The following is a 22,617-nucleotide window of genomic DNA, read 5'->3' as shown; positions in this document are numbered from 1 at the left end:
CTATGGCGCTTACTAAAGCTGAAATGTCAGAACACCTGTTTGAAAAGCTCGGGCTGAGCAAGCGGGATGCCAAAGACCTTGTTGAAATATTTTTCGAAGAAGTCCGTCGTGCTTTGGAAAATGGCGAGCAAGTAAAACTGTCTGGCTTTGGCAACTTTGATCTGCGTGACAAAAACCAACGTCCGGGACGTAACCCGAAAACCGGCGAAGATATTCCGATCACGGCGCGTCGTGTGGTGACTTTCCGTCCGGGACAGAAATTGAAAAGTCGTGTTGAGAATGCCACTCCGAAAGAATAAGTAAAATCATCAAAAAGGCCGCGAAAGCGGCCTTTTTTTTGCTCTTTTTTTGTGACTATCTTCACGTATCAACACCACTGAATTTAACGCTTTTAAGTTATTAGCACGGGAAGTGAAAAGATAGTGTTAAAGGGGTGGGCGCTTCAGGATTAATCTGATAGATTAAATTTCAAGGCCGGGAGGGAATTTAATTATTCATTGATGCGTGAATGATGGTAATTAAAAAGGGGCCAAAGCCCCTTAAGTGAAATAACTCAGTATATTCAGGTTAAAATGCGCACGTATTTATTCTCCTGACGAGTGATCTGAAAATATAAGAGTCAGATTAGAACATTAAATTAATGGTTGTAGAACATACGCGGTCCACCAGGGCCACCGCCGCCATGACCACCACCGTGACCGCCACCACCAGGGCCCCAAAACGGCGGGAATAAACAGCCACTGAGGCTGACGACGACCAGAGCTACGCTAAATAAAGCTAAAATACGACGCATAAAAGACATCCTTTGTTTGAATAAACAAGGCGAGTATAAAGAGATCGCAACAACGTTGTTGTCAGACTTACGTTAAGATTTGTTAGAGTCGTAATAAGATTTGAATTGTTAATAATTTTCATGCTGTTGAGTTATTTCAATCAGGATATATTTGTATTTTTATTGTAAGGGCTCGGCAAGTTATCCGAAAATACGTTTATTTCTCATATTCACTTCTATTCCCTGCTGATATAAAAAACACGTCATAAAAAATAAAGAAGGCGTGACTATCGTGAAAAAATCTCTCTTATTGCTTTGTTGTGCACTGGCATTGCCTGTGATCGCGCAGGCAAATGTTTCTATTGACGTTAACGTCCCTGGCGTAACGCTCCACCTTGGGGATCAGGATCAGCGCGGCTACTACTGGGATGGCTATGACTGGCGTCCGCCGCAGTGGTGGCACGAGCATCAGGGTCATCATTACGGTGACCGTAATGAGCATGGCATGTACTGGCATGGCGATCGCTGGGATTCCAAACCGCCACAGCGCGGGCACTCGAATCCACCGGCCAGACCGCAGCCACAGCCACATAATCAGGGCCGTCCAAACGGCGGCGATCACCGTGGCAACAACAACGGTCATCCTGGCGGCAACGGCCAGCAGGGTCATGACGATCAACATAATGATCAACACGGGAACGGTCAGCCGATCCCGCCGGACGATCATCAGGGGCATTAATCCCCCCGTAAACGAAAAATACTTCCTAAGCCGGTGCTCAGTCACCGGCTTTTTTCATTTCTGCTTCCCTGTTGTGGAGCTAACTGCCTAATATCGGTAGGATAGTAAAATTCCAGCCACCGGAATTCAGCCTCAGGAATCCGATATTCATGCCTATCCCGCAGACTTTTTCTGCTCTCGAACACCAACAAAAATCACGCGACCGTCTCTGGCTCTTCGGGTTGAGCGTATTGCTGCTGCTGATTGGTGTACTCAGCTTAAGTGCGGGTGAGCGCTGGCTCTGGCCGGATCAATGGCTGAGCAGCGAGGCGCGTCTTTTCATCTGGCAGCTGCGTCTGCCCCGTGCGATTGCGGTGATTCTGGTCGGCGCAAGTCTGGCTGTTGCCGGGGCCGTGATGCAATCGCTGTTTGAAAACCCGCTGGCAGAACCCGGTTTGCTTGGCGTTGCAAACGGTGCGGGCGTGGCGCTGGTTTTTTGTGTGATGCTCAGTCACGGATTGATCCCGGTCTGGGTCATGAGCATCGCGGCCGTTTCTGGCGCGATGATTGTGACGGCTTTTCTTTTGTATGTTGCGCGAAAACGCCTGTTGACCAATGCGCGGATCCTGCTGGTTGGCGTAGCGATTGGGATTGTGTGCAGTGCGCTCATGACGTGGGCGATTTATTTCAGCGACAACCTCGATCTGCGCCAGCTGATGTACTGGATGATGGGCGGATTTGGTGGCGTGGACTGGAATCAGATCTGGCTGGGCGCGATGCTGCTGCCGATTCTCCTGTGGCTTATCTTTCAGGGTAAAGTACTCAATTTACTTTCTCTGGGGACGCTGCAGGCGCAGCAACTGGGGATATCCCTCCGCGCCTGGCGGTTTATTCTGGTTCTTTCGGTCGGCTGGATGGTTGGCATTAGCGTGGCGCTGGCCGGGGTGATCGGTTTTATCGGGCTGGTCATTCCACATATTCTCCGGCTTTGCGGGATCACCGATCAGCGCCGTTTGTTGCCGGCCTGCGCCCTGAGTGGAGCGGCAGTTCTGCTGCTGGCCGATGTTATCGCGCGTATTGGTTTATATGCGGCTGAGCTGCCCGTCGGAGTCGTCACTGCCACGCTCGGCGCACCGGTGTTTATCTGGCTGCTGGTCAGAAACGGACAAATCCGCTGATCCTTTCCGGAGGGTCGGCTATGCTCTTCCTTTACCTAACCCACAAAACTCAGGACTAAACGATGAGTAACACTATTTTTGATATCTCCCTCAAAACTATCGATGGCGAAACAACGACTTTAGGTGCTTACAAAGGTTCGGTGATTCTTGTTGTCAACGTCGCATCGCAGTGTGGTCTGACCAAGCAGTACGAAGGGCTGGAAAGCCTTTATCAGGAATTACATCCGGAAGGTTTTGAAGTTCTCGGGTTCCCGTGCAACGAGTTTGGTGCGCAGGAACCGGGTACAGAAAATGAAATCAAAACTTTCTGTACCACGAATTTTGGCGTGAAATTCCCGATGTTCAGCAAAATTGACGTTAACGGTGAGCATCGTCATCCGTTATATTCGGCGTTGATCGCAGCCCGTCCTGAAGCTGTTAAACCGAAAGACAGTGCATTTTACGAACGTCTGGCCAGCAAGGGGCGTGAGCCTGTGAAGCCGGAAAATATTCTGTGGAATTTCGAAAAATTCCTGATTGGCCGTGACGGCACCGTGCTCGGGCGTTTTGCGCCGGACATGCCGCCGGAAGATCCGTTGCTGACCGACGCTACTAAAGCTGCGCTGGCGAAATAATCCTTTTTTGATAAATATAAAAGAGCAGGGAACGCAGATGCTGGAATGTCGTGAGGTGAGTGTGAGCGGGCGTCTTCGTGCGTTTAGCGCGCGAGTGTCACCCGGCAGGCGGATTCACCTTATCGGCCCGAACGGGGCGGGGAAAAGTACTCTGCTGGCCAGGCTGGCAGGTATTTCCGGCTCAGGCGGTGAGGTCTTAATCGGTAAAGACAAACTGACGGAGATTTCAGGGCCGCGGCTTGCACGTCTGCGGGCGTGGCTTTGTCAGCAACTGACACCGGCGTCGCTGATGCCGGTGTATCAGTATCTGTCGTTGCACCAGCCAGCGGGCGCTTCCCCGGTTCTTTTAGAAAAGACGATTGGCCGGTTATGTGATGCCTTACAGCTAAGCGATAAACTTTCAAGGCCTGTGACGCATCTTTCCGGCGGCGAATGGCAGCGTGTCAGGCTGGCAGCGGTGCTGTTGCAGGTCTGGCCGGAGGTGAATCCCGACAGTCAATTGCTGTTTCTCGATGAACCGGCAAACAGTCTGGATGTCGCGCAGCAACAGGCGCTTGACCAACTGCTGGACGAGTTTTGCGCCGCCGGGCGTTCCGTTATCGTCAGCGATCATGATCTGAACCATACCTTGCATCACGCGCATCAGGTCTGGTTAATGTCGGCGGGCGAAGTGGTCGCCGCAGGTGAATGTTCGGAGGTTATGCAGGCAGAAGCACTTTCTGCGGTATATAAAGTTCCCTTTCAGATACATGCTCTGGTAGGGCATCGCTGGATAATGACAACACCGACATTAATCTGAGTTTAATGAATAGCACTTTAATTATATAATTATTGATTTTTCAACATTTGCGGCGTGCTTATATTGTTCATAAAAAATACAGTGGTCATTTTTTTTCCATAAAGTTCATTTTTTTAATTGAAGAATGAATAATGCAACTAAATGTTATTAAAGGATTTTGTTGTTTACTGCTTGTTTATTCCTATTCCATTTACTTTCTGTTTAACTTCACAAAACTGGAAAATCCTTAAGGTTAAATTAAGCTTAAACCGACATCATAAGAGTCATAATTTCAGGGCAGCGTTTACTTACGGTTAAATAAATGCGGTCTAAAGTCGGTATGAGTTAATTACCTTTTGGGATAGCGTAATGGAAAACTTTTTGCCTTTCTCCCGCCCGTCGATGGGTTATGAAGAGATTGAGGCTGTGGGGCAGGTTTTGCGCTCCGGTTGGATCACCACCGGGCCGCAGACTCATCAGCTCGAACAGGATTTTTCTGCAGCTTTCGGTTGTAAGCACGCGATAGCGGTCAGTTCCGCGACCGGCGGTATGCACGTAACGTTGATGGCGCTGGGCATAGGCCCCGGCGATGAAGTGATTACCCCTTCCCAGACCTGGGTTTCCACCCTGAATATGATTGTTCTGCTTGGCGCAGAACCTGTCATGATTGATGTCGACCCCGATACCCTGATGGTCAGTGCAGAAGCCATTGCGGCGGCCATCACGCCCAAAACTAAAGCGATTATTCCGGTTCACTACGCGGGCGCGCCTTTGGATCTCGATCCGATTTACGCGGTGGCAAATGAGCACGGTATTCCGGTGATCGAAGATGCCGCGCACGCTGCAGGCACGCGTTACCGTGACCGTTGGGTTGGCGCGCAGGGGACTGCAATTTTCTCCTTCCACGCCATCAAGAACATGACCTGCGCCGAAGGCGGTCTGATTGCGACCGATGACGATGCGCTGGCCGATAAAGTCCGCGCACTGAAATTTCACGGTCTGGCCGTGGATGCGTTTGACCGTCAGGTTCAGGGTCGCAAACCGCAGGCTGAAGTGATTGAGCCGGGTTTCAAATACAACCTTTCCGATATTCACGCTTCCATTGCCGTTGTGCAGCTTAAGCGTCTGACGGAAATCAACGCCCGCCGTACCGAACTGGCGCAGCGTTATCTCGATAAATTACAGGGTTCTCCTTTCCTGCCGATGGGCATTCCGGCGTATCCGCATCTGCATGCGTGGCATTTATTCATGATCCGCGTGGATAAAGAACGCTGCGGGATCACCCGTGATGCGCTGATGGAACGCCTTAAAGAGCAGGGCATCGGAACGGGTTTGCATTTCCGTGCAGCGCATACTCAAAAATATTACCGCGAACGCTATCCTGACCTGAATTTGCCAAACAGCGAATGGAATACCGATCGTTTATGCAGTCTGCCGCTGTTCCCGGATATGCAGGACAGCGATGTTGACCGTGTTGTCGCGGCTCTTTTTTCCCTTCTGGAGGCGCAGTAGTGGCGCAATATGAACCTATTCGTAAAGTCTCGGTAGTTATCCCGGTCTATAACGAAGAAGAAAGTCTGCCGGCGTTGCTGTCCCGGACGCAGGCCGCGTGTAAACAATTAACGCAGCAGTACGAAATTATTCTGGTCGACGACGGGAGTGCGGATCGTTCTGCCGAAATGCTCACCGCCGCCGCGGAAGAAGCGGACAGCTATATTATTGCGGTCCTGCTTAACCGTAATTATGGCCAGCACTCTGCAATCATGGCTGGTTTCAGTCATGTGACGGGGGATCTGGTGATTACGCTGGACGCTGATCTGCAAAACCCGCCGGAAGAAATTCCGCGTCTCGTGGCGAAAGCGGATGAAGGTTACGACGTAGTCGGTACCGTTCGCGCAAACCGCCGTGATTCCTGGTTCCGCAAAACTGCCTCCAAAATGATCAACATGATGATCCAGCGTGCGACCGGGAAATCGATGGGCGATTACGGCTGTATGCTTCGTGCTTACCGCCGTCACATCATTGAAGCCATGTTGCATTGCCACGAGCGCAGCACTTTTATTCCTATTCTGGCGAATACCTTCGCCCGCAAAACGGTAGAAATTCCGGTTCAGCATTCCGAGCGCGAATTTGGTGATTCCAAATACAGCCTGATGAAACTGATCAACCTGATGTATGACCTGATCACCTGTCTGACCACAACACCGCTGCGCATGCTCAGCGTAGTGGGCAGCGTGATTGCCATCTTCGGTTTCCTGCTGGCCGTGTTCCTGATTTTAATGCGCCTCATCAATGGCCCTGAATGGGCTGCTGAAGGTGTGTTCACGCTATTTGCATTGTTATTCATGTTTATCGGTGCGCAGTTTGTCGGTATGGGTTTACTCGGTGAATACATCGGGCGTATCTACAACGATGTTCGTGCACGTCCCCGTTATTTCGTTCAAAAAGTCGTCGGAGTTCGTTCCGAAGAAAACAGTCAGGAAGAAGAGTGATGAAAGCGATTGTATTTGCCTACCATGATATTGGTTGCGTTGGTTTACAGGCTTTGGTTGATGCAGGCTACGACGTACAGGCAGTCTTTACCCATACTGATGCCCCGAATGAAAATCAGTTTTTCTCTTCAGTTGCCCGCGTGGGTGCTGATTTAAATCTGCCTGTTTATGCACCGGAAGATGTTAACCATCCGCTGTGGGTTGACCGCATTCATGCCTTGCAGCCTGATGTGATTTTCTCTTTCTACTATCGCAACATGCTGAGTGAAGAGATTTTATCTCTCGCACCGCGCGGTGGCTTCAACCTGCATGGCTCCCTTTTGCCACGCTACCGTGGCCGCGCTCCGGTGAACTGGGCGCTGCTGAATGGCGAAACAGAAACGGGCGTTACCTTGCACAAAATGGTGAAACGTCCGGATGCGGGTGACATCGTTGGCCAGCAAAAAGTCGCGATTACCGCAGATGATACGGCGCTGAAACTGCACGCCAAAGTGCGTGAAGCGGCGAAAGAGTTGCTGACCAAACTGCTGCCTGAAATGAAAGCCGGCAAAATCACCCTGACACCACAAGACGAAACGCAGGCGAGCTATTTTGGTCGTCGCACCGCGGCTGACGGTGAAATTCACTGGCACAAATCCGCGACAGAAATTAATAATCTGATCCGCGCCGTGACCGAACCTTATCCGGGGGCGTTCTCTTATCTGGGTCAGCGTAAACTGACTATCTGGCGTGCGCGTCCGCTGGCGACTCAGCATGACAAACAGCCAGGCACCGTGCTTTCTTCTGATCCACTGACCATTGCCTGTGGCGAAGGCGCGCTGGAAGTGCTGGCAGGGCAGAGCGAAAACGGCCTGTACGTACAGGGTTCCCGTCTGGCGCTTGAACTGGGCATTATGCCGGACATGCGCGTCGCTACGCTGCCAACGGCCGTGATGAAACGCCGTACCCGCGTTCTGATTCTGGGTGTGAACGGCTTTATCGGTAACCACCTGAGCGAGCGTCTGCTGCGTGAAGATCGTTATGAAATTTACGGTCTGGATATCAGCTCTGACGCGGTCAGCCGCTTCATGGATAACCCGCACTTCCACTTTGTTGAAGGCGATATCAGCATCCATTCCGAGTGGATCGAATATCACATTAAAAAATGTGACGTCGTGTTGCCGCTGGTGGCCATCGCAACGCCAATCGAATATACCCGCAACCCGCTGCGCGTATTCGAACTGGATTTCGAAGAAAACCTGAAGATTGTCCGCGACTGCGTGAAATACAAAAAACGCATTATTTTCCCGTCCACGTCTGAAGTTTACGGCATGTGCGATGACAAGGAGTTTGATGAAGATAACTCACGTCTGATCGTCGGCCCGATCAACAAACAGCGCTGGATTTACTCTGTCTCTAAGCAACTGCTGGACCGCGTAATCTGGGCTTATGGTGCGAAAGAAGGTTTGAAATTCACCCTGTTCCGTCCGTTTAACTGGATGGGACCACGTCTGGATAACCTGGATGCGGCACGTATCGGCAGCTCTCGCGCCATCACTCAGCTGATCCTCAACCTGGTTGAAGGTTCACCAATCAAACTGGTGGACGGCGGCGAGCAGAAACGCTGCTTCACCGATATCAATGACGGTATCGAAGCGCTGTTCCGCATTATCGAAAACCGCGACAACCTGTGCGATGGTCAGATCATCAACATCGGTAACCCGACGAATGAAGCGAGTATTCGTGAACTGGCCGAAATGTTGCTGAGCAGCTTCGAAGCCCACCCGTTGCGCGCACAGTTCCCGCCTTTTGCCGGTTTCAATCTGGTCGAAAGCAGCACGTATTACGGCAAAGGCTATCAGGACGTTGAGCACCGCACGCCAAGCATCAAAAATGCGCGCCGTCTGCTGAACTGGAAACCGGAAATCGGCATGGATAAAACCGTCGCTGACACGCTGGATTTCTTCCTGCGTTCTGTCAATCCTGATGCTGACAAAGCCTGAAACGGTGTCTGTGATGAAGAAAGTGGGTCTGCGCATTGATGTAGATACCTGGAGTGGCACCCGCGAGGGTGTCCCTCAGCTTCTGCAAGTCCTCTCGAAACATAACATTACCGCCAGTTTCTTCTTCAGCGTTGGGCCGGATAACATGGGGCGTCACTTGTGGCGCCTGCTTAAACCGCGCTTTTTGTGGAAGATGCTTCGCTCCAATGCCGCCTCGCTTTACGGCTGGGATATCCTTCTGGCCGGTACTGCGTGGCCGGGAAAACTCATCGCCCGCGACCTGGGTTATCTGATGAAGGAAACCGCCAAACGCGGCCATGAAGTCGGTTTGCACGCCTGGGATCATCAGGGCTGGCAGGCAAAAGTCGGTAAATGGTCTGAGCAACAGCTTGAACAGCAAATTAAGCTGGGGCTGGATGCGCTGGAAAAAAGCCTCGGTCACGATGTGGAATGTTCAGCCGTTGCTGGCTGGCGCGCCGATGAACGCGTGATTGAGGTGAAAGAGCGGTTCCATTTTTATTACAACAGCGACTGTCGTGGGAAATATCCTTTCCTGCCGGTGCTGGAAAACGGCACGCTGGGCACGGTGCAGATTCCGGTGACGTTACCCACTTACGATGAAGTGGCGGGAGGCGAAATCACTGCGAACAACTTCAATGATTTTATCCTCAACGCCATTATTGAGGATCAGGGTGTGCCGGTTTACACCATTCATGCAGAAGTTGAAGGCATGTCACTGGCTGCTCAGTTTGATGAGTTATTGATTCGGGCTGCGGCGCAGGGAATTCAGTTCTGTGCGTTGGGCGATTTGTTGCCTCCGGACCTCAGCACGTTGCCAAAAGGCAAAGTGGTTCGTGCCAGTTTCCCTGGTCGGGAAGGCTGGTTAGGCTGTCAGCAAGAAGGTTTTTCCTGATGTCTAAATCCCTTAAAGGCGTATGGAGCACCTTAATTTTGGTGTTCTTTGCTCTGGTTTACCTTGTTCCTCTTAATTCCCGCCTCTTATGGCAGCCCGATGAAACCCGTTATGCCGAGATCAGTCGCGAAATGTTACAGCGCGGCGACTGGGTTGTGCCACATCTTCTGGGGTTACGCTATTTTGAAAAACCGGTAGCCGGTTACTGGTTTAACAACATCAGCCAGATGCTCTTTGGTGACAGCAATTTCGCTGTTCGCTTTGGTTCAGTGTTCAGCACAATGCTGAGTGCCTTGCTGGTCTTTTGGCTGGCAAATCTGATGTGGCGTAACCGCCAGACGGCGTACATTGCCACTCTGATTTATCTTTCCTTTACACTGGTATTCAGTATCGGTACGTACAGCGTGATGGATCCGATGATCACGTTGTGGATGACCGCCGCGATGGTCGCCAGCTATTTCTGTCTGCGGGTTTCCGGAACACGGCAAAAGGCGCTGAGCTGGATTGCGCTGGGGCTGGCCTGCGGTATGGGCTTTATGACCAAAGGTTTTCTGGCGCTGGCGTTACCGGTGATTGCGGTTCTGCCGATTGTCTGGCGTGAGAAACGGTTCAAAACCCTGTTTGGCTGGGGCCCGCTGGCAATTGTTGCTGCGGTGGTACTCAGTCTGCCATGGGTGCTGGCTATTGCTCGTGAGGCACCGGATTTCTGGCGCTACTTCTTCTGGGTTGAACATATTCAGCGTTTTGCCGAATCCAATGCGCAACACAAAGCGCCGTTCTGGTACTACGTGCCGGTCTTGTTGCTCGGGGCTTTGCCATGGCTTGGGCTGCTGCCGGGCGCTTTACGTGATGGCTGGACGAAACGTGTACTGCGTCCTGAATTATTCTTCCTGCTGAGCTGGACAATCATGCCGCTAATTTTCTTCAGCGTAGCGAAGGGTAAATTGCCGACATACATTCTTCCGTGTTTCGCGCCTCTGGCCTTGCTGATGGCCGATCATCTCGATCAGATACGTCAGTCCGGAAAATTACGGGCGCTGAAAGCCAATGGCACCATTAACATCGTTTTTGGCGTACTGATGGCGATCGCGGTTCTGGTGATCTCCGGCATTTTACCGCTACATGTCAAAGCTGTGTTCACCCGTGCTGAATTGCCCCGTGCGCTGATTGGTATTCTGTGCTTTGCCGTGTGGGCGCTGGCCGGTGCGATGTCCCTGACTGACGTGAAAAAACGCTGGTACTGGGCGGCTGCATGTCCGCTGGTGCTGGCGCTTCTGGTCGGGCAAGCGATCCCGCAAAAAGTCATGGATTCCAAGCAACCACAAGGGTTCATCGGCGAAAATATTGCGATGTTGCAGGACAGTCGTTTTGTGCTGTCAGATAATGTGGGTATTGCAACCGGTTTAGCCTGGGTTCTGAAGCGCGACGACATCATCATGTTTGGTGAAAAAGGTGAGCTGGAATATGGCCTGAGTTATCCTGATGCGAAGTCAAAATTTGTCGATTCCGCGGATTTCCCGGAATGGTTACAAAAAGCACGTCAGGAAGGAAATGTTTCTGTGATCCTCAGACTTGATAGAAATGCAGGTATCTCCGGCAAACTCCCACCGGCTGACCAGACGGTGCAGATTGAACGTCAGGCGCTGCTGTTCTACAAAAAACTTCCATGACCGGATTCCTTCTGGTTCTTGCCGTAAGCATCATCACCTGTGCCGGTCAGCTTTGTCAGAAGCAGGCCGCACAGGTCGCGGGTGACGGTCTTGCCCGCGTCTTACGCTGGCTCGGGCTGGCTGTATTGTTGCTCGGCGTCGCGATGTTGTTATGGTTGCGCGTATTGCAGCTTCTGCCGCTGAGCCTGGCTTACCCGATGCTCAGCCTGAATTTTGTTTTGATCACGCTCTGTGCCCGCTGGTTTTTCAGAGAGCACGTTGACGCCCGCCACTGGTGTGGCGTGGCGCTGATCATGGCCGGTATCGCACTGATGAGTGTCAGCTTATGAAAGGGTATCTCTGGGGCGGGGCGAGCGTTCTGCTGGTGACGGCGGCGCAGTTGCTGATGAAATGGGGAATGGTGCAGATCCCGTGGGTTTCACTGGCTGATCTCAATATTTCTTTTATTTTCATTAATTTAAGACCAATTATTGCTGTCTTTTTGGGGCTTTGCGGGTATGCGTTTTCGATGGGCTGCTGGTTCTTTGCATTACGTTATTTGCCGCTGAACCGGGCCTATACCTTACTGAGTTTGAGCTATGCGCTGGTGTATATCGCGGCGGTCACATTACCGTGGTTCAATGAAAGCATCAGCTTAACCAAAACGATTGGCGGGCTGCTGATCTTATCCGGGGTCTGGTTAATTCACAGCAAACCGGTAAAAGATGTCCATTAAAAACGGCTTTAAACGATAAAAAACATTATTAAATATTGGATGACGGATAAAATAGCGCTAAATTCTATTAGTTCTTAGATAACGGCGACTTATCCGGTCTGCGCAAATTCCCGCGCCTGGCCCTGCCGTGATGCAATTCAAGAAGGAATGCACTATGCGCTGGTCATCCGTATCCATGTATTCCCTGCTGGCTGTTGCAGCGCTCATTCTTAACGGCTGTAGCAGCCACGCACCACCTCCAAGCGGACGTTTCGCCGATTCTATTACTGTTGTCGCAGAGCTCAACGATCAGCTCAGTCAGTGGCACGGTGCGCCTTATCGCTACGGCGGATTGCAGCCCAGCGGCGTCGACTGTTCTGGCTTTGTCTTCCGCACCTATCGAGACCGGTTTGGTGTCGTTCTGCCGCGTACCACAGCCGATCAAACCAAAATCGGTACTAAGGTTTCCCGCGATGAACTCCTTCCCGGCGATCTGGTTTTCTTTAAAACCGGCAGCGGCGAAAATGGATTACACGTAGGTATTTATGATACTGCCGACCAGTTTATTCACGCCTCGACCAGCCAGGGCGTAACGCGCTCCTCTCTCGATAATGTTTACTGGCGCAAAGTTTACTGGCAGGCACGACGCATCTGACGCCCGACAGTAAATAAACTATCCCCTGATTTCGCTGCGTATTTCATCCTGATTTTTGCTGTTATCATCGGAACAGACTTTTTCAGGATGAATATGCAATGAAACCTCTCAGACTCTTACTTTCCGACTCTTATGATCCCTGGTTCAATCTGGCCGTGGAAGACTGTATTTTTCGTGAGATGACAACGCAGCGTGTTCTTTTCTTATGGCGAAACGCCGAAACCGTGGTTATTGGTCAGGCGCAAAATCCGTGGAAAGAATGTAATACCCGCAGGATGGAAGAAGACGGCATTCGTCTGGCGCGCCGCAGCAGCGGTGGCGGGGCGGTCTTCCACGATCTGGGCAATACCTGTTTTACGTTCATGGCAGGCAAACCGGAATACGATAAAAGTGTCTCGACCGGTATTATTCTTAAAGCGTTAAGAAGCCTGGGCGTTGATGCCAGCGCATCCGGCCGCAACGATTTGGTTATTCAGACTGCCGGAGGCGAAAGAAAAATTTCCGGCTCGGCTTACCGTGAAACGGCCGATCGCGGATTCCACCACGGCACGCTGCTGCTTAATGCTGACCTGAGCCGTCTGGCAAACTACCTCAATCCGGATATTAAAAAGCTACAGGCAAAAGGCATCACGTCTGTCCGTTCGCGGGTGGCGAATCTGAATGAATTTGTTCCGGATATTAACCACGAGCAAATCTGCCAGGCAGTGACTGCCGCATTTTTCGAATGGTATGGCTCGGGCGTCGAACCTGAAATTATCTCTCCTGACGTTTTCCCGGATATTCCCGGTTTTCCGGAACGGTTTGCCAAACAAAGCAGTTGGGAATGGAATTTCGGCAAAGCACCGGCGTTCAGCCATTTGCTTAACGAACGCTTTGTCTGGGGCGGAGTAGATATTCACTTTGATGTGGAAAAGGGAACCATCAGCCGTGCGCAAATTTTCACCGACAGCCTTAATCCTGCGCCTTTGCTGGCACTGGCCGATACGCTGGTGGGGACGCGCTACCATGCGCAGGACGTTGCGCTGACCTGCGAGAAAATAAGTACGCAATATCCGGCCATGCAGGCTGAACTTGATGAACTGCAAACCTGGCTGGTTCGTTGCATTCGCTGAGATCGAAATACCCGGAACCCATTTCTGTCAGGAAAAAGTGGGTTCCGGATTCAAGCAGACCTTTCAAATTCACAGCCAACGCTTTTCAAACCAGATTCAGCATTTACCTCTGCAATAACATCAGATTTATTATCACGTTAAAAAAATCGATAGAGGCGCGGAAAGCTGCTTGGTGAGCGGCATTGGCGTTTGCGGAATATTTCATAAGCCACTATAACCATTAACTAAAATATTTATTGAAAGGATCAATTGTGCGATTGCACAATTGATAATCTAAATTTTGTCAAAATATGTCTGATAGCGCTCACAGACTAAGTTGCGCGTTTGCACCACTGACGATAAGATTAGTCCGAAAGCCCCTTTCTGACTGAAGACGCCTCAGAACGAAGGTGAAAAGGGGACATAGTTGCTTACATCTTTTGATCTCACTGCCGTTCGAGAGATCAGCGCTCGACCCTTGAAACCGGATAGGCACTTTCTTGATATCAATTTCTCTAATATTTCGGTTACGCCTCGGGGCTCCGGTATCTTTATGATCTGATTGATAGTCAAAAAAGTTATTAATCAATTCGCAGTGCCGTTGATGTTTTGGACAAAAATGAAAATACAATTCGATACGGCCTTTAACAGCAGCTATCTGTGCCAGCCGGTTTACTCAATCGAAGGGAAATTGCTCGCGATAGAATTACTGTGTCGTTTTTCCAGTGCAGACAGCAAGTTAATCATGCCAACAGAGCTGGTGCTGAACCTGTTAACTCCGCAGCAGCTACAACGTTTTCTTAATGAGCAACAAATTTGGGCTAATGAACATGCCCGGTGGTTTATTGATAACCAGGTAATTTTGAATATCGGTGTGGAAGAAAAGCAGGTTGCGCTATTGCTCGAGGACGAAAATCTTCGCGATGCCTTTAAGGCGCACCCGTTTATTCATCTGAACCTGAGCGAATCATTCCCGCAGCTTTCTGAGGGTCGGAGAAATTCGCAACTGATGGCGTTGAAACAACACTTTCCCTTGTGGCTCGAGAATTTTGGCTCGGGAAACGTCACTATGGCGCCTGTTTTCGACCACCTGTTTCAGTGGGTGAAACTGGATAAAAATCTGTTCTGGCAGCTGTATGAAGGCGAGCACTTCTCCATTGTGATGCCATCACTCCTGAGAAATGTTAACCGGTTCTGCCGGAACGTTGTGGTTGATGGTCTGGACAACCAGGATTACTTTGACTCCCTGCGTAAAACTGACGTGCAGGGAGTCAAAGGATTACTCTGGCCGGGGGTTGAACCGGCGGCACTCGATAAGTTGCTTATCAGACCAGCCCAATTTCACTAATGGGTCACTTCAGTTCCGGTGCCATTATCCCGGGCAGCCCACGCTGCGCCGGGATTTTTTACGTTTTGTGTTAGTAATCTCCCTGCTGTTACTCCGTGTTAATCCGCGCCATGCCACCCTACACTAAAGAAAAGGGGGATTTATGCCGCAATTCGAACACCATTACGCAGATCAGCTGCCCGGTTTTTATACCGTGCTTCAGCCCACGCCGCTGAAAGGCGCGCGCCTTCTGTACCACAGCGAACCGCTGGCCCGTCAGTTGGGGCTGGATGACTCGCTCTTTAAAGCTGAGCATCGGGAGTTCTGGTGTGGCGAGAAATTCTTTCCGGGCATGTTGCCGCTGGCGCAAGTTTACAGCGGACATCAGTTTGGACAATGGGCAGGGCAACTGGGCGATGGGCGCGGAATTTTACTTGGTGAACAGGTTTTGCCTTCCGGAGAACGCTTTGACTGGCACCTGAAGGGCGCGGGTCTGACGCCATATTCACGCATGGGCGATGGCCGCGCCGTGCTGCGTTCGGTGATCCGTGAGTTCCTGGCGTCCGAAGCACTTCATCATTTATCGGTTCCGACAACCCGCGCGTTGTCGATTGTGACCAGCGACGAACCGGTATTTCGTGAACAGCCAGAACGCGGTGCAATGCTGATGCGCGTGGCTGAAAGTCATATCCGCTTCGGCCATTTCGAGCATTTTTATTACCGTAAACAGGCCGAGCAGGTGAAACAGCTGGCGGATTACGTAATCGCTCATCACTGGCCGCATTTGCCGGAAAGCGAGCCGGACGAGGCGCGGCGTTATCAGCAATGGTTCTCCGACGTGGTTCAGCGAACCGCTGCGCTGATTGCGCAGTGGCAAAGTATCGGGTTTGCGCACGGCGTAATGAACACCGATAACATGTCGGTTCTCGGCCTGACCATTGATTTCGGCCCCTACGGTTTTCTGGACGACTACCAGCCGGGCTACATCTGTAATCACTCCGACCATCAGGGGCGCTACAGCTACGATAACCAGCCCGCGGTGGCGTACTGGAATTTGCACCGGCTGGCTCAAACGCTGTCCGGCCTGATGAGCACCGAACAATTGCAGGCGGCGCTGGATTGTTACGAACCGGCGCTGATGAAAGCCTACGGGACGCTGATGCGAGGCAAGCTGGGCTTTTTCACGGAAGATAAACGGGATAACGATTTGCTGACCGGATTGCTAAGCCTGATGGCAAAAGAGGGCAGGGATTTCACACAGACTTTCCGGCTGCTCAGCCATGTGGAACAGCAACAGGTGCAATCCCCGTTACGCGACGAATTCATTGACCGCGCGGCATTTGACAGCTGGTATCAGTCCTATCGCGAGCGTTTGCAGACGGAAAATATCGACGATGCGACACGCCAGCAGGCCATGAAGCAAAGTAATCCACGGATCATATTACGTAATTACCTGGCGCAACAGGCGATTGAAAAGGCGGAAAAGGACGATATCAGTGTGCTGACACTGCTGCATCAGGCGCTACGCGAGCCTTACAGCGATGCTCCGCAATACGATGCCATGGCGGCATTACCGCCGGACTGGGGAAAACATTTGGAGATTTCCTGCTCCAGTTAACGCGCAGTTAAAAAATGCCACAAACCCGGGACGGTGTTGTGGCATTTTCGCATTGAGGCCGTTTTTACTGGCGCAGGAAAACCTGCGGTAAAGCGGTTTCCGGATGCGGGCAGACGTTCAGATCGGCCTGATACCACCGGCTCAGAGTTTCTTCGCTAAGTACTTCAGCAGGTGTCCCGCTGGCCACAACTTTACCGCTGTGCAGCAAAATTATTCTGTCAGCATACAGCGCCGCCAGATTGAGATCGTGCAGTACGCAGCAAACCGACAATGGCGTTTTCTGGGTCAGCTCACGTAACAGGCGCAATGCATGCTGCTGATGGTATAAATCGAGCGCCGACGTCGGTTCATCCAGAAAAAGCCAGCGCGGGGCCGGTGCCGGTTGCCAGAGCTGGATCAGCACGCGTGCAAGCTGCACCCGCTGCTGCTCGCCGCCTGACAGATGGCGATAATCACGTTCTGCCAGCGTCATACAACCGGTCTGCGTCATCACTTCGTTCAGCGCATGTTGCATATTTTGCTGGCCGTGCGGCGAGCGTCCGAGCGTCAACACTTCGCGCACGCTGAATCCGAATGCCATCGTACTGTTCTGGCGCATCACCGCGCGGGTGCGGGCCAAATCCTTTGATGTCCAGTCGTCCAGTCGTTTTCCCTGCAATGTACAATGCCCGGACTGCGGCGTCAGATAACCTGTCAGCATGCGCATCAGCGTGGATTTCCCCGCGCCGTTTGGCCCGATCAGCGCCACCATTTCGCCGCTTTTCAGGTTCAGTGAAACATCGTCAATTAAGCGGCGTCCCCCGGCGGTATAGGACAGCTTTTCCGCAAGCAGCGATGAAGTGAGTTCAGACATTGCGCGGCACTCCGGGACGTAAAATTAACCATAAGAAATACGGGCCACCCAGCAGGCTGGTCAGCAGACCCACAGGCATTTCAGCCGGTGCGACCAGCGTTCTTGCCAGTGTGTCGGCCAGTAATAACAGACAGGCCCCGGCCATGGCTGATCCCGGTAATAACCAACGATGATCCGCACCCAGCCGCATGCGCAGCAGGTGAGGAATCACAAGGCCGATAAAGCCGATAACACCGGAAACCGCGACCGCAGCGCCCACCAGCAGCGCACTCAGAAGCAATAATTGCAGCTGAGTACGGCGGACGTTAACGCCAAGGTAGTGCGCGTCTTCCTCGCCGAGTTGCAAGATATTCAGGCGGCGTGCCATAAATAATGTCGCCATACAGGCGGGCAAGATCAACGACGCGGCTACTGCCAGCGTTGGCCATTGAGCCTGTCCAAGGCTGCCCATGCTCCACAAAGAAAACTGGCGCAGCTGCTGGTCATCGCTGACGTAAGTCAGCACGCCAACCGCTGCGCCGCACAGGGCGTTAATGGCAATCCCGGCGAGAAGCAAACGCGATAACCCACCATGGCCGAAACGGCTCAACGTGAAGACGATGGCCGAAATCCCAAGGCTTCCGGCAAAGGCGCTGATCATGTGGCCGTAGAGTGCCAGAATCGGCGGCAGCGACAGCGGCATGACAATAGTCAGCGCCACAGCCAGCGCCGCGCCGCTGCTGATCCCGAGCAAGCCCGGATCCGCCAGCGGGTTACGGAATAAGCCCTGCATCACGGCCCCGGAACAGGCCAGCGCACAGCCGACCACCACGGCCAGCAGAACGCGGGGCAGGCGGACGTTCAGCCAGATTTGCCATAACCCGTCGTCAAAAGGCCGCGTTAACAAGGTACGCAGTGACAACGCCATCGCACCGGTATTGGCGGCCAGAATAGCCAGTACCAGCAGAGCACCACCGAGGCCGATCAGCGCCCAGACAGGAGAACGGCGTCGTAACGGCATTGGGGGGCTCATGCTGCTCATTTCGCTTGTTCCGCCACCAGACGCAGTTGTGCCATAACGACCGGTGTTTGCAGGCCAAAGCCCAGCAAGGACATATCATCAAGCACTAAAACGCGCTTGTTTTTGCCTGCCGGCGTCATAGCAACCCCCGGTAATTTCCAGACCTGATCCATGCCGCCCAGCGTTTTCACGCCGTCGGAGGTCAGCAATAAAATGTCCGGAGCGCTGGCAATGACGCCTTCCTGCGAAAGAGGTCGATAACGGCTGAAGCCCTGCATGGCATTTTTCGCACCCACGGACGTGATCATCGCGTCAGCCGCCGTATTCTGGCCAGCCGCCATAGACGACATTCCGCCGTGACTCATGACAAACAGAATTTTTACCGGCAAAGCATCGTGGTGGATAGCCTCAAGCTGAGAACGATAAGTGGCGATCAGTTTTGCACCTTCCGTCTGACGGTTGAGGGCGCCTGCAATCACTTCAATCTTTTTTGGCACGGTATCGACAGAGGCTGTCCCCGGCACGCGAATGACCTTAACGCCGTTTTGTGACAACTGCTGTAAAACCAGTGAAGGTTCTGCCAGCTCGCTGCTCAGCACCATCGAAGGACGCATGGACAGGATCCCTTCGGTGTTGAGCTGGCGCATATAACCGACATCCGGCAGTTTCAGAACCGCCTGCGGACGCAGGCTGGTGCTGTCTCGTGCCACCATTTCATCGCCTGCGCCGAGGGCGTAGACTATTTCGGTCACATCGCCGCCGATGCTGACCAGCTTCTCTGCGGCGTGGAGCACAGGCGCAGACAAAATTGCCGCAGTGGCAATCAGCGCTTTCAGAGGTGTTTTCATGCGGCAACGCCTTCGCTGCTAAGTTGCGCCAGTTGTTCGCGCCACTGGGTCTGTTCCGCTGTGCCTTCAGTACGCTGGCCGAACAGCTGGGCAATTTGCGTGCCGTCTGCTGCAAATAATTCCAGGCTGGTGACGAAGCCATCTTTGGTCGGTTTACGTGTGATCCAGCTTTCAGCGATGGCACTTTCCACCAGATGAAGAGTGAAACGCTCATTGAAGACATTAATCCATTCGCCGTGCGGCATCACTTTTTCAATCTGGCCGGTGAAGATTTGCACGCAACCGCGGTTGCCGACGAAAATCATAATTTCATTCTTGTCGTCTTTCGCGATGTTCAGTAAACGGGTCAGCGAACCGTTTTCGACGCGCCATGCCAGATCGTCGCCTACCGCTTTGAAAGCCTGCTGGCGGGTTACATCATGACGTTTGAGAAGCTGGAAGAACTGGTGAACATCCGTCATTGCGCGCCAGTCAGCATCGATGCTGCTGTTATCAGAAACACTTGCCGGAGCCACAGGCACGACCGGTTCAATCTGCAGCGGAGGATTGACATCAGTTTTGTATTGGGCGATCAGCGCATCCCAGGCTGCCATGTCGGTTTCGTCAGTGTTATAAACTTTATGAACCGCGTCACCATGCGTATCAAAGAACTGGATACTGTGGCGAACGCCGCGCGATGTGTTTTCAGACATGCTGAAAACGTGCAGCCAATGCTGAAGGAAAAGACGTAAATCCAGCGCGCGCGGATTCAGTATTAACCCCGCATGGCCGCTGAGATGCTGGTTTTCATAGCGACCTTGCTGTTCGTGGACAGCATAATCATTGCGGGTGATGGATTTTGTCCCGCCCACATTTTCCAGTGCGGCCAGCAACGTACGGGCATCGACATCCAGTTTCACTGCATCATGTGAAACGCGTAAAGATGTTAACTCGGCTTCACTGATACCTAAAATTTCCGCCAGATCGCGGGCATATTTACCGGGATTGGCTTCTTTGGCCTGTAAATAGTCCTGATAGTTAACTGAATGCATTGCTGTCTCCTCGTTGTATTAACGTCATCTGCCATCTGCCATCTGCCATCTGCCATCTGCCATCTGCCATCTGCCATCTGGCGGATAAAAAATCGTGTTGTTATGTGAATGATTTGTAGAAATATTCGGGCCAGAGACCAGCTAATTTCATTTTTGGTAATGGTAATTAATATCAATTTGATAATCATTATCAAATCATTACCCAAACACATCAAGGAAATTTTTGTTGATGGAATGTAATTATTTACTGATAACCCCTTAATTTACGGAGGATAAGCAGCGGGGAAAGGCACTGGAAGCGTTTGAAGGAACGGAGAAATGCGCTGGAGCTGGCATTAAAAAGGGCAACATATGTTGCCCTTAAGAAGATAATTTCGGGGTGTTCAGAATCTTGAATTGGTCGCTTCAGCCAGCATCGACAGAAGGGTTTCAGTGTCAGTCCAGCTCAGGCAAGGGTCAGTAATGGATTTTCCGTAAACCAGCGGTTTGCCAGGAACGATAGGCTGCGTGCCTTCTGCCAGGAAACTCTCGGCCATAATGCCCGCGACGGCGGTTGAGCCATTGCGGATTTGCTGGCAGATGTCTTCGGCGACGTCCAGCTGGCGGCGATGCTGCTTCTGACAATTTCCGTGGCTGAAATCGACTACCAGACGTTGCGGCAGGTCAAACTCAGACAAACTCAGGCAGGCCTGTTCAAGATCATCGGCGTGATAATTAGGCTTTTTGCCGCCCCGCATAATCACGTGGCCGTAAGGGTTGCCCGCTGTTCGGTAAATGGTCATCTGACCGTTCTTATCTGGCGACAGGAACATGTGGCTGGTGCGTGACGAGCGGATGGCGTCAATAGCGATACGCGTATTGCCGTCAGTACCATTTTTGAAACCGACCGGGCAAGACAGTGCAGAAGCCATTTCACGGTGGATCTGGCTTTCGGTGGTACGCGCACCGATTGCGCCCCAGCTGATAAGGTCGGCGATATACTGTCCAATAACCATATCCAGGAACTCAGTGGCCGTTGGAATTCCTAATTGATTGATGGCCAACAAGACTTTACGCGCCAGTTCAATTCCGTCGTTCACGCGGCAGGAACCGTTAAGCTCCGGGTCAGAAATTAATCCTTTCCAGCCCACGACGGTTCGCGGTTTTTCAAAATAGGTGCGCATCACGATCTCTAAACGATCCTGATATTTTTCGCGCAATACGCTTAGCTGACCTGCGTAATCAATTGCAGCTTCAATATCGTGAATAGAGCAGGGACCAACAATCACCAGAAGGCGAGGATCTTCGCCGCTGATGATTTTTTCAATACGTTTGCGTGATTCCATTACATGCTGTGCGACCGACGGGGAGATTGGCAATTTGTCTGCCAGTGCCTGAGGCGTAATCAGGCTGTCGATGCGCGTCGTACGCAGTTCATCTGTTTGTGACATGGTGTTCTCGAAAATTTGTTTCTTCGCTGCGGCAGGAATACCGGGAAGTGATGGCGATCACAATAACGTAAAAACAGATGATTTCAATCACTCTCGGCACGTTCTGCCATCCAAATCATTAAATGAATCAGAACATTCGGCGACTCATACCAAAGCTGTCCATGATCTTCGCTGAAATTTCCTCAACGGAATAATTTGTACTGTTGAGATAACGAATTTGGTTTTTGCGAAATAATGCTTCGACTTCAGAAACTTCCATCCTGCACTGGCGTAAAGACGCATAACGGCTGTTTTCCACCCGTTCCTGACGGATAGCTGTCAGCCTTTCCGGGTCAATCGTCAGCCCGAAAAGCTTGTGCATGTGGGGTTTGAGTGCGGCGGGAAGCTGAATATTATCCATATCATCGGCGGTAAACGGATAGTTGGCCGCGCGGATCCCAAATTGTAATGCAAGGTAAAGGCTGGTGGGTGTTTTACCGCAGCGCGAAACGCCCAGCAAAATAACTTGTGCCTGATCGAGATTACGCAGGGATATACCGTCGTCGTGCGCCAGCGTGTAATCGATAGCCGCAATACGGGCATCATATTTGCTGATATTGCTGGCGGTCAGACCGTGCGTCCGGTTTGCCACCGGTGTCGGTTCAACGCCAAGCTCATTCTGAAGCGGTGCGACCAGCGACTGAACGATGTCCTGGCAAAAGCCTTCACTGCTTTCAATAATCTGACGGATCTTCGGCGCAATAATGGAGTAGAACACCAGCGGACGCGCGCCCGTTTTTTCGAAAATCTCATTGATCTGGCGGCTGACGGCCTGAGCCCGTTCTTCGCTTTCAACAAATGGCAATGAGTAGGTCGTCGAATTGACCGGGAATTGTGAAAGCACGGCATGACCTACCACTTCAGCGGTGATCGCCGTGCCATCGGAAATATAAAACACGCATCTGTCCACTCAT

General features: G+C 51.9%; 22 protein-coding genes. 16 read left to right on the top strand and 6 right to left on the bottom strand.

Annotated features, from left to right (window positions below; genetic code table 11):
- Positions 1-2 precede the first annotated feature (2 nt).
- From ihfA to ACLBVC_RS00170, 16 genes are all read left to right on the top strand, one after another.
- Positions 3-299 (top strand): integration host factor subunit alpha, encoded by a 297-nt coding sequence (gene ihfA, locus ACLBVC_RS00245; RefSeq protein WP_004089944.1) that lies wholly within the window; start codon positions 3-5, stop codon positions 297-299.
- A gap of 765 nt (positions 300-1,064) precedes the next feature.
- Entirely contained in the window at positions 1,065-1,511 is a 447-nt protein-coding gene (locus ACLBVC_RS00240) for a DUF2502 domain-containing protein (protein ID WP_410147426.1), read from the top strand.
- A 149-nt stretch (positions 1,512-1,660) separates the two neighbouring features.
- Complete coding sequence (btuC, locus tag ACLBVC_RS00235; protein ID WP_410147424.1) at positions 1,661-2,668, top strand: vitamin B12 ABC transporter permease BtuC; 1,008 nt, start codon at positions 1,661-1,663, stop codon at positions 2,666-2,668.
- A gap of 62 nt (positions 2,669-2,730) precedes the next feature.
- A complete protein-coding gene (locus ACLBVC_RS00230) occupies positions 2,731-3,282 on the top strand; it encodes a glutathione peroxidase (protein ID WP_410147423.1) in 552 nt (183 codons plus the stop codon).
- A gap of 37 nt (positions 3,283-3,319) precedes the next feature.
- Positions 3,320-4,081: a vitamin B12 ABC transporter ATP-binding protein BtuD gene (btuD, locus tag ACLBVC_RS00225; RefSeq protein WP_410147421.1), complete on the top strand. Its 762-nt coding sequence runs from the start codon at positions 3,320-3,322 to the stop codon at positions 4,079-4,081.
- A gap of 348 nt (positions 4,082-4,429) precedes the next feature.
- Positions 4,430-5,572 carry a UDP-4-amino-4-deoxy-L-arabinose aminotransferase gene (gene arnB / locus ACLBVC_RS00220; protein ID WP_410147419.1) on the top strand — a complete coding sequence of 381 codons (1,143 nt, stop codon included), beginning with the start codon at positions 4,430-4,432 and terminating at the stop codon, positions 5,570-5,572.
- Entirely contained in the window at positions 5,572-6,552 is a 981-nt protein-coding gene (arnC, locus tag ACLBVC_RS00215; protein ID WP_410147418.1) for an undecaprenyl-phosphate 4-deoxy-4-formamido-L-arabinose transferase, read from the top strand. The genes arnB and arnC overlap by 1 nt, the downstream gene beginning before the upstream one ends.
- Positions 6,552-8,534 (top strand): bifunctional UDP-4-amino-4-deoxy-L-arabinose formyltransferase/UDP-glucuronic acid oxidase ArnA, encoded by a 1,983-nt coding sequence (arnA, locus tag ACLBVC_RS00210; RefSeq protein ID WP_410147417.1) that lies wholly within the window; start codon positions 6,552-6,554, stop codon positions 8,532-8,534. The genes arnC and arnA overlap by 1 nt, the downstream gene beginning before the upstream one ends.
- 13 nt (positions 8,535-8,547) lie before the next feature.
- The gene (arnD, locus tag ACLBVC_RS00205; protein WP_410147416.1) at positions 8,548-9,447 is read left to right on the top strand and encodes a 4-deoxy-4-formamido-L-arabinose-phosphoundecaprenol deformylase; all 900 of its coding nucleotides are present in this window, start codon (positions 8,548-8,550) and stop codon (positions 9,445-9,447) included.
- Complete coding sequence (gene arnT / locus ACLBVC_RS00200) at positions 9,447-11,117, top strand: lipid IV(A) 4-amino-4-deoxy-L-arabinosyltransferase (protein WP_410147414.1); 1,671 nt, start codon at positions 9,447-9,449, stop codon at positions 11,115-11,117. Before arnD ends, arnT begins: the two co-directional genes overlap by 1 nt.
- Entirely contained in the window at positions 11,114-11,446 is a 333-nt protein-coding gene (gene arnE / locus ACLBVC_RS00195; RefSeq protein ID WP_410147413.1) for a 4-amino-4-deoxy-L-arabinose-phosphoundecaprenol flippase subunit ArnE, read from the top strand. Before arnT ends, arnE begins: the two co-directional genes overlap by 4 nt.
- The gene (arnF, locus tag ACLBVC_RS00190) at positions 11,443-11,832 is read left to right on the top strand and encodes a 4-amino-4-deoxy-L-arabinose-phosphoundecaprenol flippase subunit ArnF (protein ID WP_410147412.1); all 390 of its coding nucleotides are present in this window, start codon (positions 11,443-11,445) and stop codon (positions 11,830-11,832) included. The genes arnE and arnF overlap by 4 nt, the downstream gene beginning before the upstream one ends.
- A 154-nt stretch (positions 11,833-11,986) precedes the next feature.
- Complete coding sequence (locus ACLBVC_RS00185; protein WP_082465713.1) at positions 11,987-12,466, top strand: NlpC/P60 family protein; 480 nt, start codon at positions 11,987-11,989, stop codon at positions 12,464-12,466.
- 98 nt (positions 12,467-12,564) lie between these two features.
- The gene (locus ACLBVC_RS00180; protein WP_410147411.1) at positions 12,565-13,578 is read left to right on the top strand and encodes a lipoate--protein ligase A; all 1,014 of its coding nucleotides are present in this window, start codon (positions 12,565-12,567) and stop codon (positions 13,576-13,578) included.
- A 598-nt stretch (positions 13,579-14,176) separates the two neighbouring features.
- Positions 14,177-14,905, top strand: coding sequence for an EAL domain-containing protein (locus ACLBVC_RS00175; protein ID WP_410147409.1), 729 nt, complete (start codon positions 14,177-14,179; stop codon positions 14,903-14,905).
- A 142-nt stretch (positions 14,906-15,047) separates the two neighbouring features.
- Positions 15,048-16,502 carry a protein adenylyltransferase SelO gene (locus tag ACLBVC_RS00170; protein WP_410147408.1) on the top strand — a complete coding sequence of 485 codons (1,455 nt, stop codon included), beginning with the start codon at positions 15,048-15,050 and terminating at the stop codon, positions 16,500-16,502.
- Positions 16,503-16,566: 64 nt separating this feature from the next.
- Here ACLBVC_RS00170 and ACLBVC_RS00165 read toward each other — a convergent pair whose 3' ends face one another.
- From ACLBVC_RS00165 to ppsR, 6 genes are all read right to left on the bottom strand, one after another.
- On the bottom strand, positions 16,567-17,355 hold the full coding sequence (locus tag ACLBVC_RS00165) for a heme ABC transporter ATP-binding protein (protein ID WP_410147407.1): 789 nt from the start codon (positions 17,353-17,355) through the stop codon (positions 16,567-16,569).
- On the bottom strand, positions 17,348-18,376 hold the full coding sequence (locus tag ACLBVC_RS00160; RefSeq protein WP_410147406.1) for a FecCD family ABC transporter permease: 1,029 nt from the start codon (positions 18,374-18,376) through the stop codon (positions 17,348-17,350). The genes ACLBVC_RS00165 and ACLBVC_RS00160 overlap by 8 nt, the downstream gene beginning before the upstream one ends.
- Positions 18,373-19,203 carry a heme/hemin ABC transporter substrate-binding protein gene (locus tag ACLBVC_RS00155; RefSeq protein ID WP_410147405.1) on the bottom strand — a complete coding sequence of 277 codons (831 nt, stop codon included), beginning with the start codon at positions 19,201-19,203 and terminating at the stop codon, positions 18,373-18,375. The genes ACLBVC_RS00160 and ACLBVC_RS00155 overlap by 4 nt, the downstream gene beginning before the upstream one ends.
- Positions 19,200-20,234: a hemin-degrading factor gene (locus tag ACLBVC_RS00150; RefSeq protein ID WP_410147404.1), complete on the bottom strand. Its 1,035-nt coding sequence runs from the start codon at positions 20,232-20,234 to the stop codon at positions 19,200-19,202. Before ACLBVC_RS00150 ends, ACLBVC_RS00155 begins: the two co-directional genes overlap by 4 nt.
- Before the next feature lie 383 nt (positions 20,235-20,617).
- Positions 20,618-21,664: a 3-deoxy-7-phosphoheptulonate synthase gene (locus tag ACLBVC_RS00145; protein ID WP_410147403.1), complete on the bottom strand. Its 1,047-nt coding sequence runs from the start codon at positions 21,662-21,664 to the stop codon at positions 20,618-20,620.
- A gap of 127 nt (positions 21,665-21,791) precedes the next feature.
- Entirely contained in the window at positions 21,792-22,613 is an 822-nt protein-coding gene (ppsR, locus tag ACLBVC_RS00140) for a posphoenolpyruvate synthetase regulatory kinase/phosphorylase PpsR (protein ID WP_101077080.1), read from the bottom strand.
- Positions 22,614-22,617: the final 4 nt, after the last annotated feature.

Origin of the sequence: Rahnella selenatireducens (assembly GCF_046449555.1) — a bacterium.
Classification (GTDB): Bacteria; Pseudomonadota; Gammaproteobacteria; order Enterobacterales; family Enterobacteriaceae; genus Rahnella; species Rahnella selenatireducens.
This window is presented reverse-complemented; position numbering and strand designations above follow the sequence as displayed.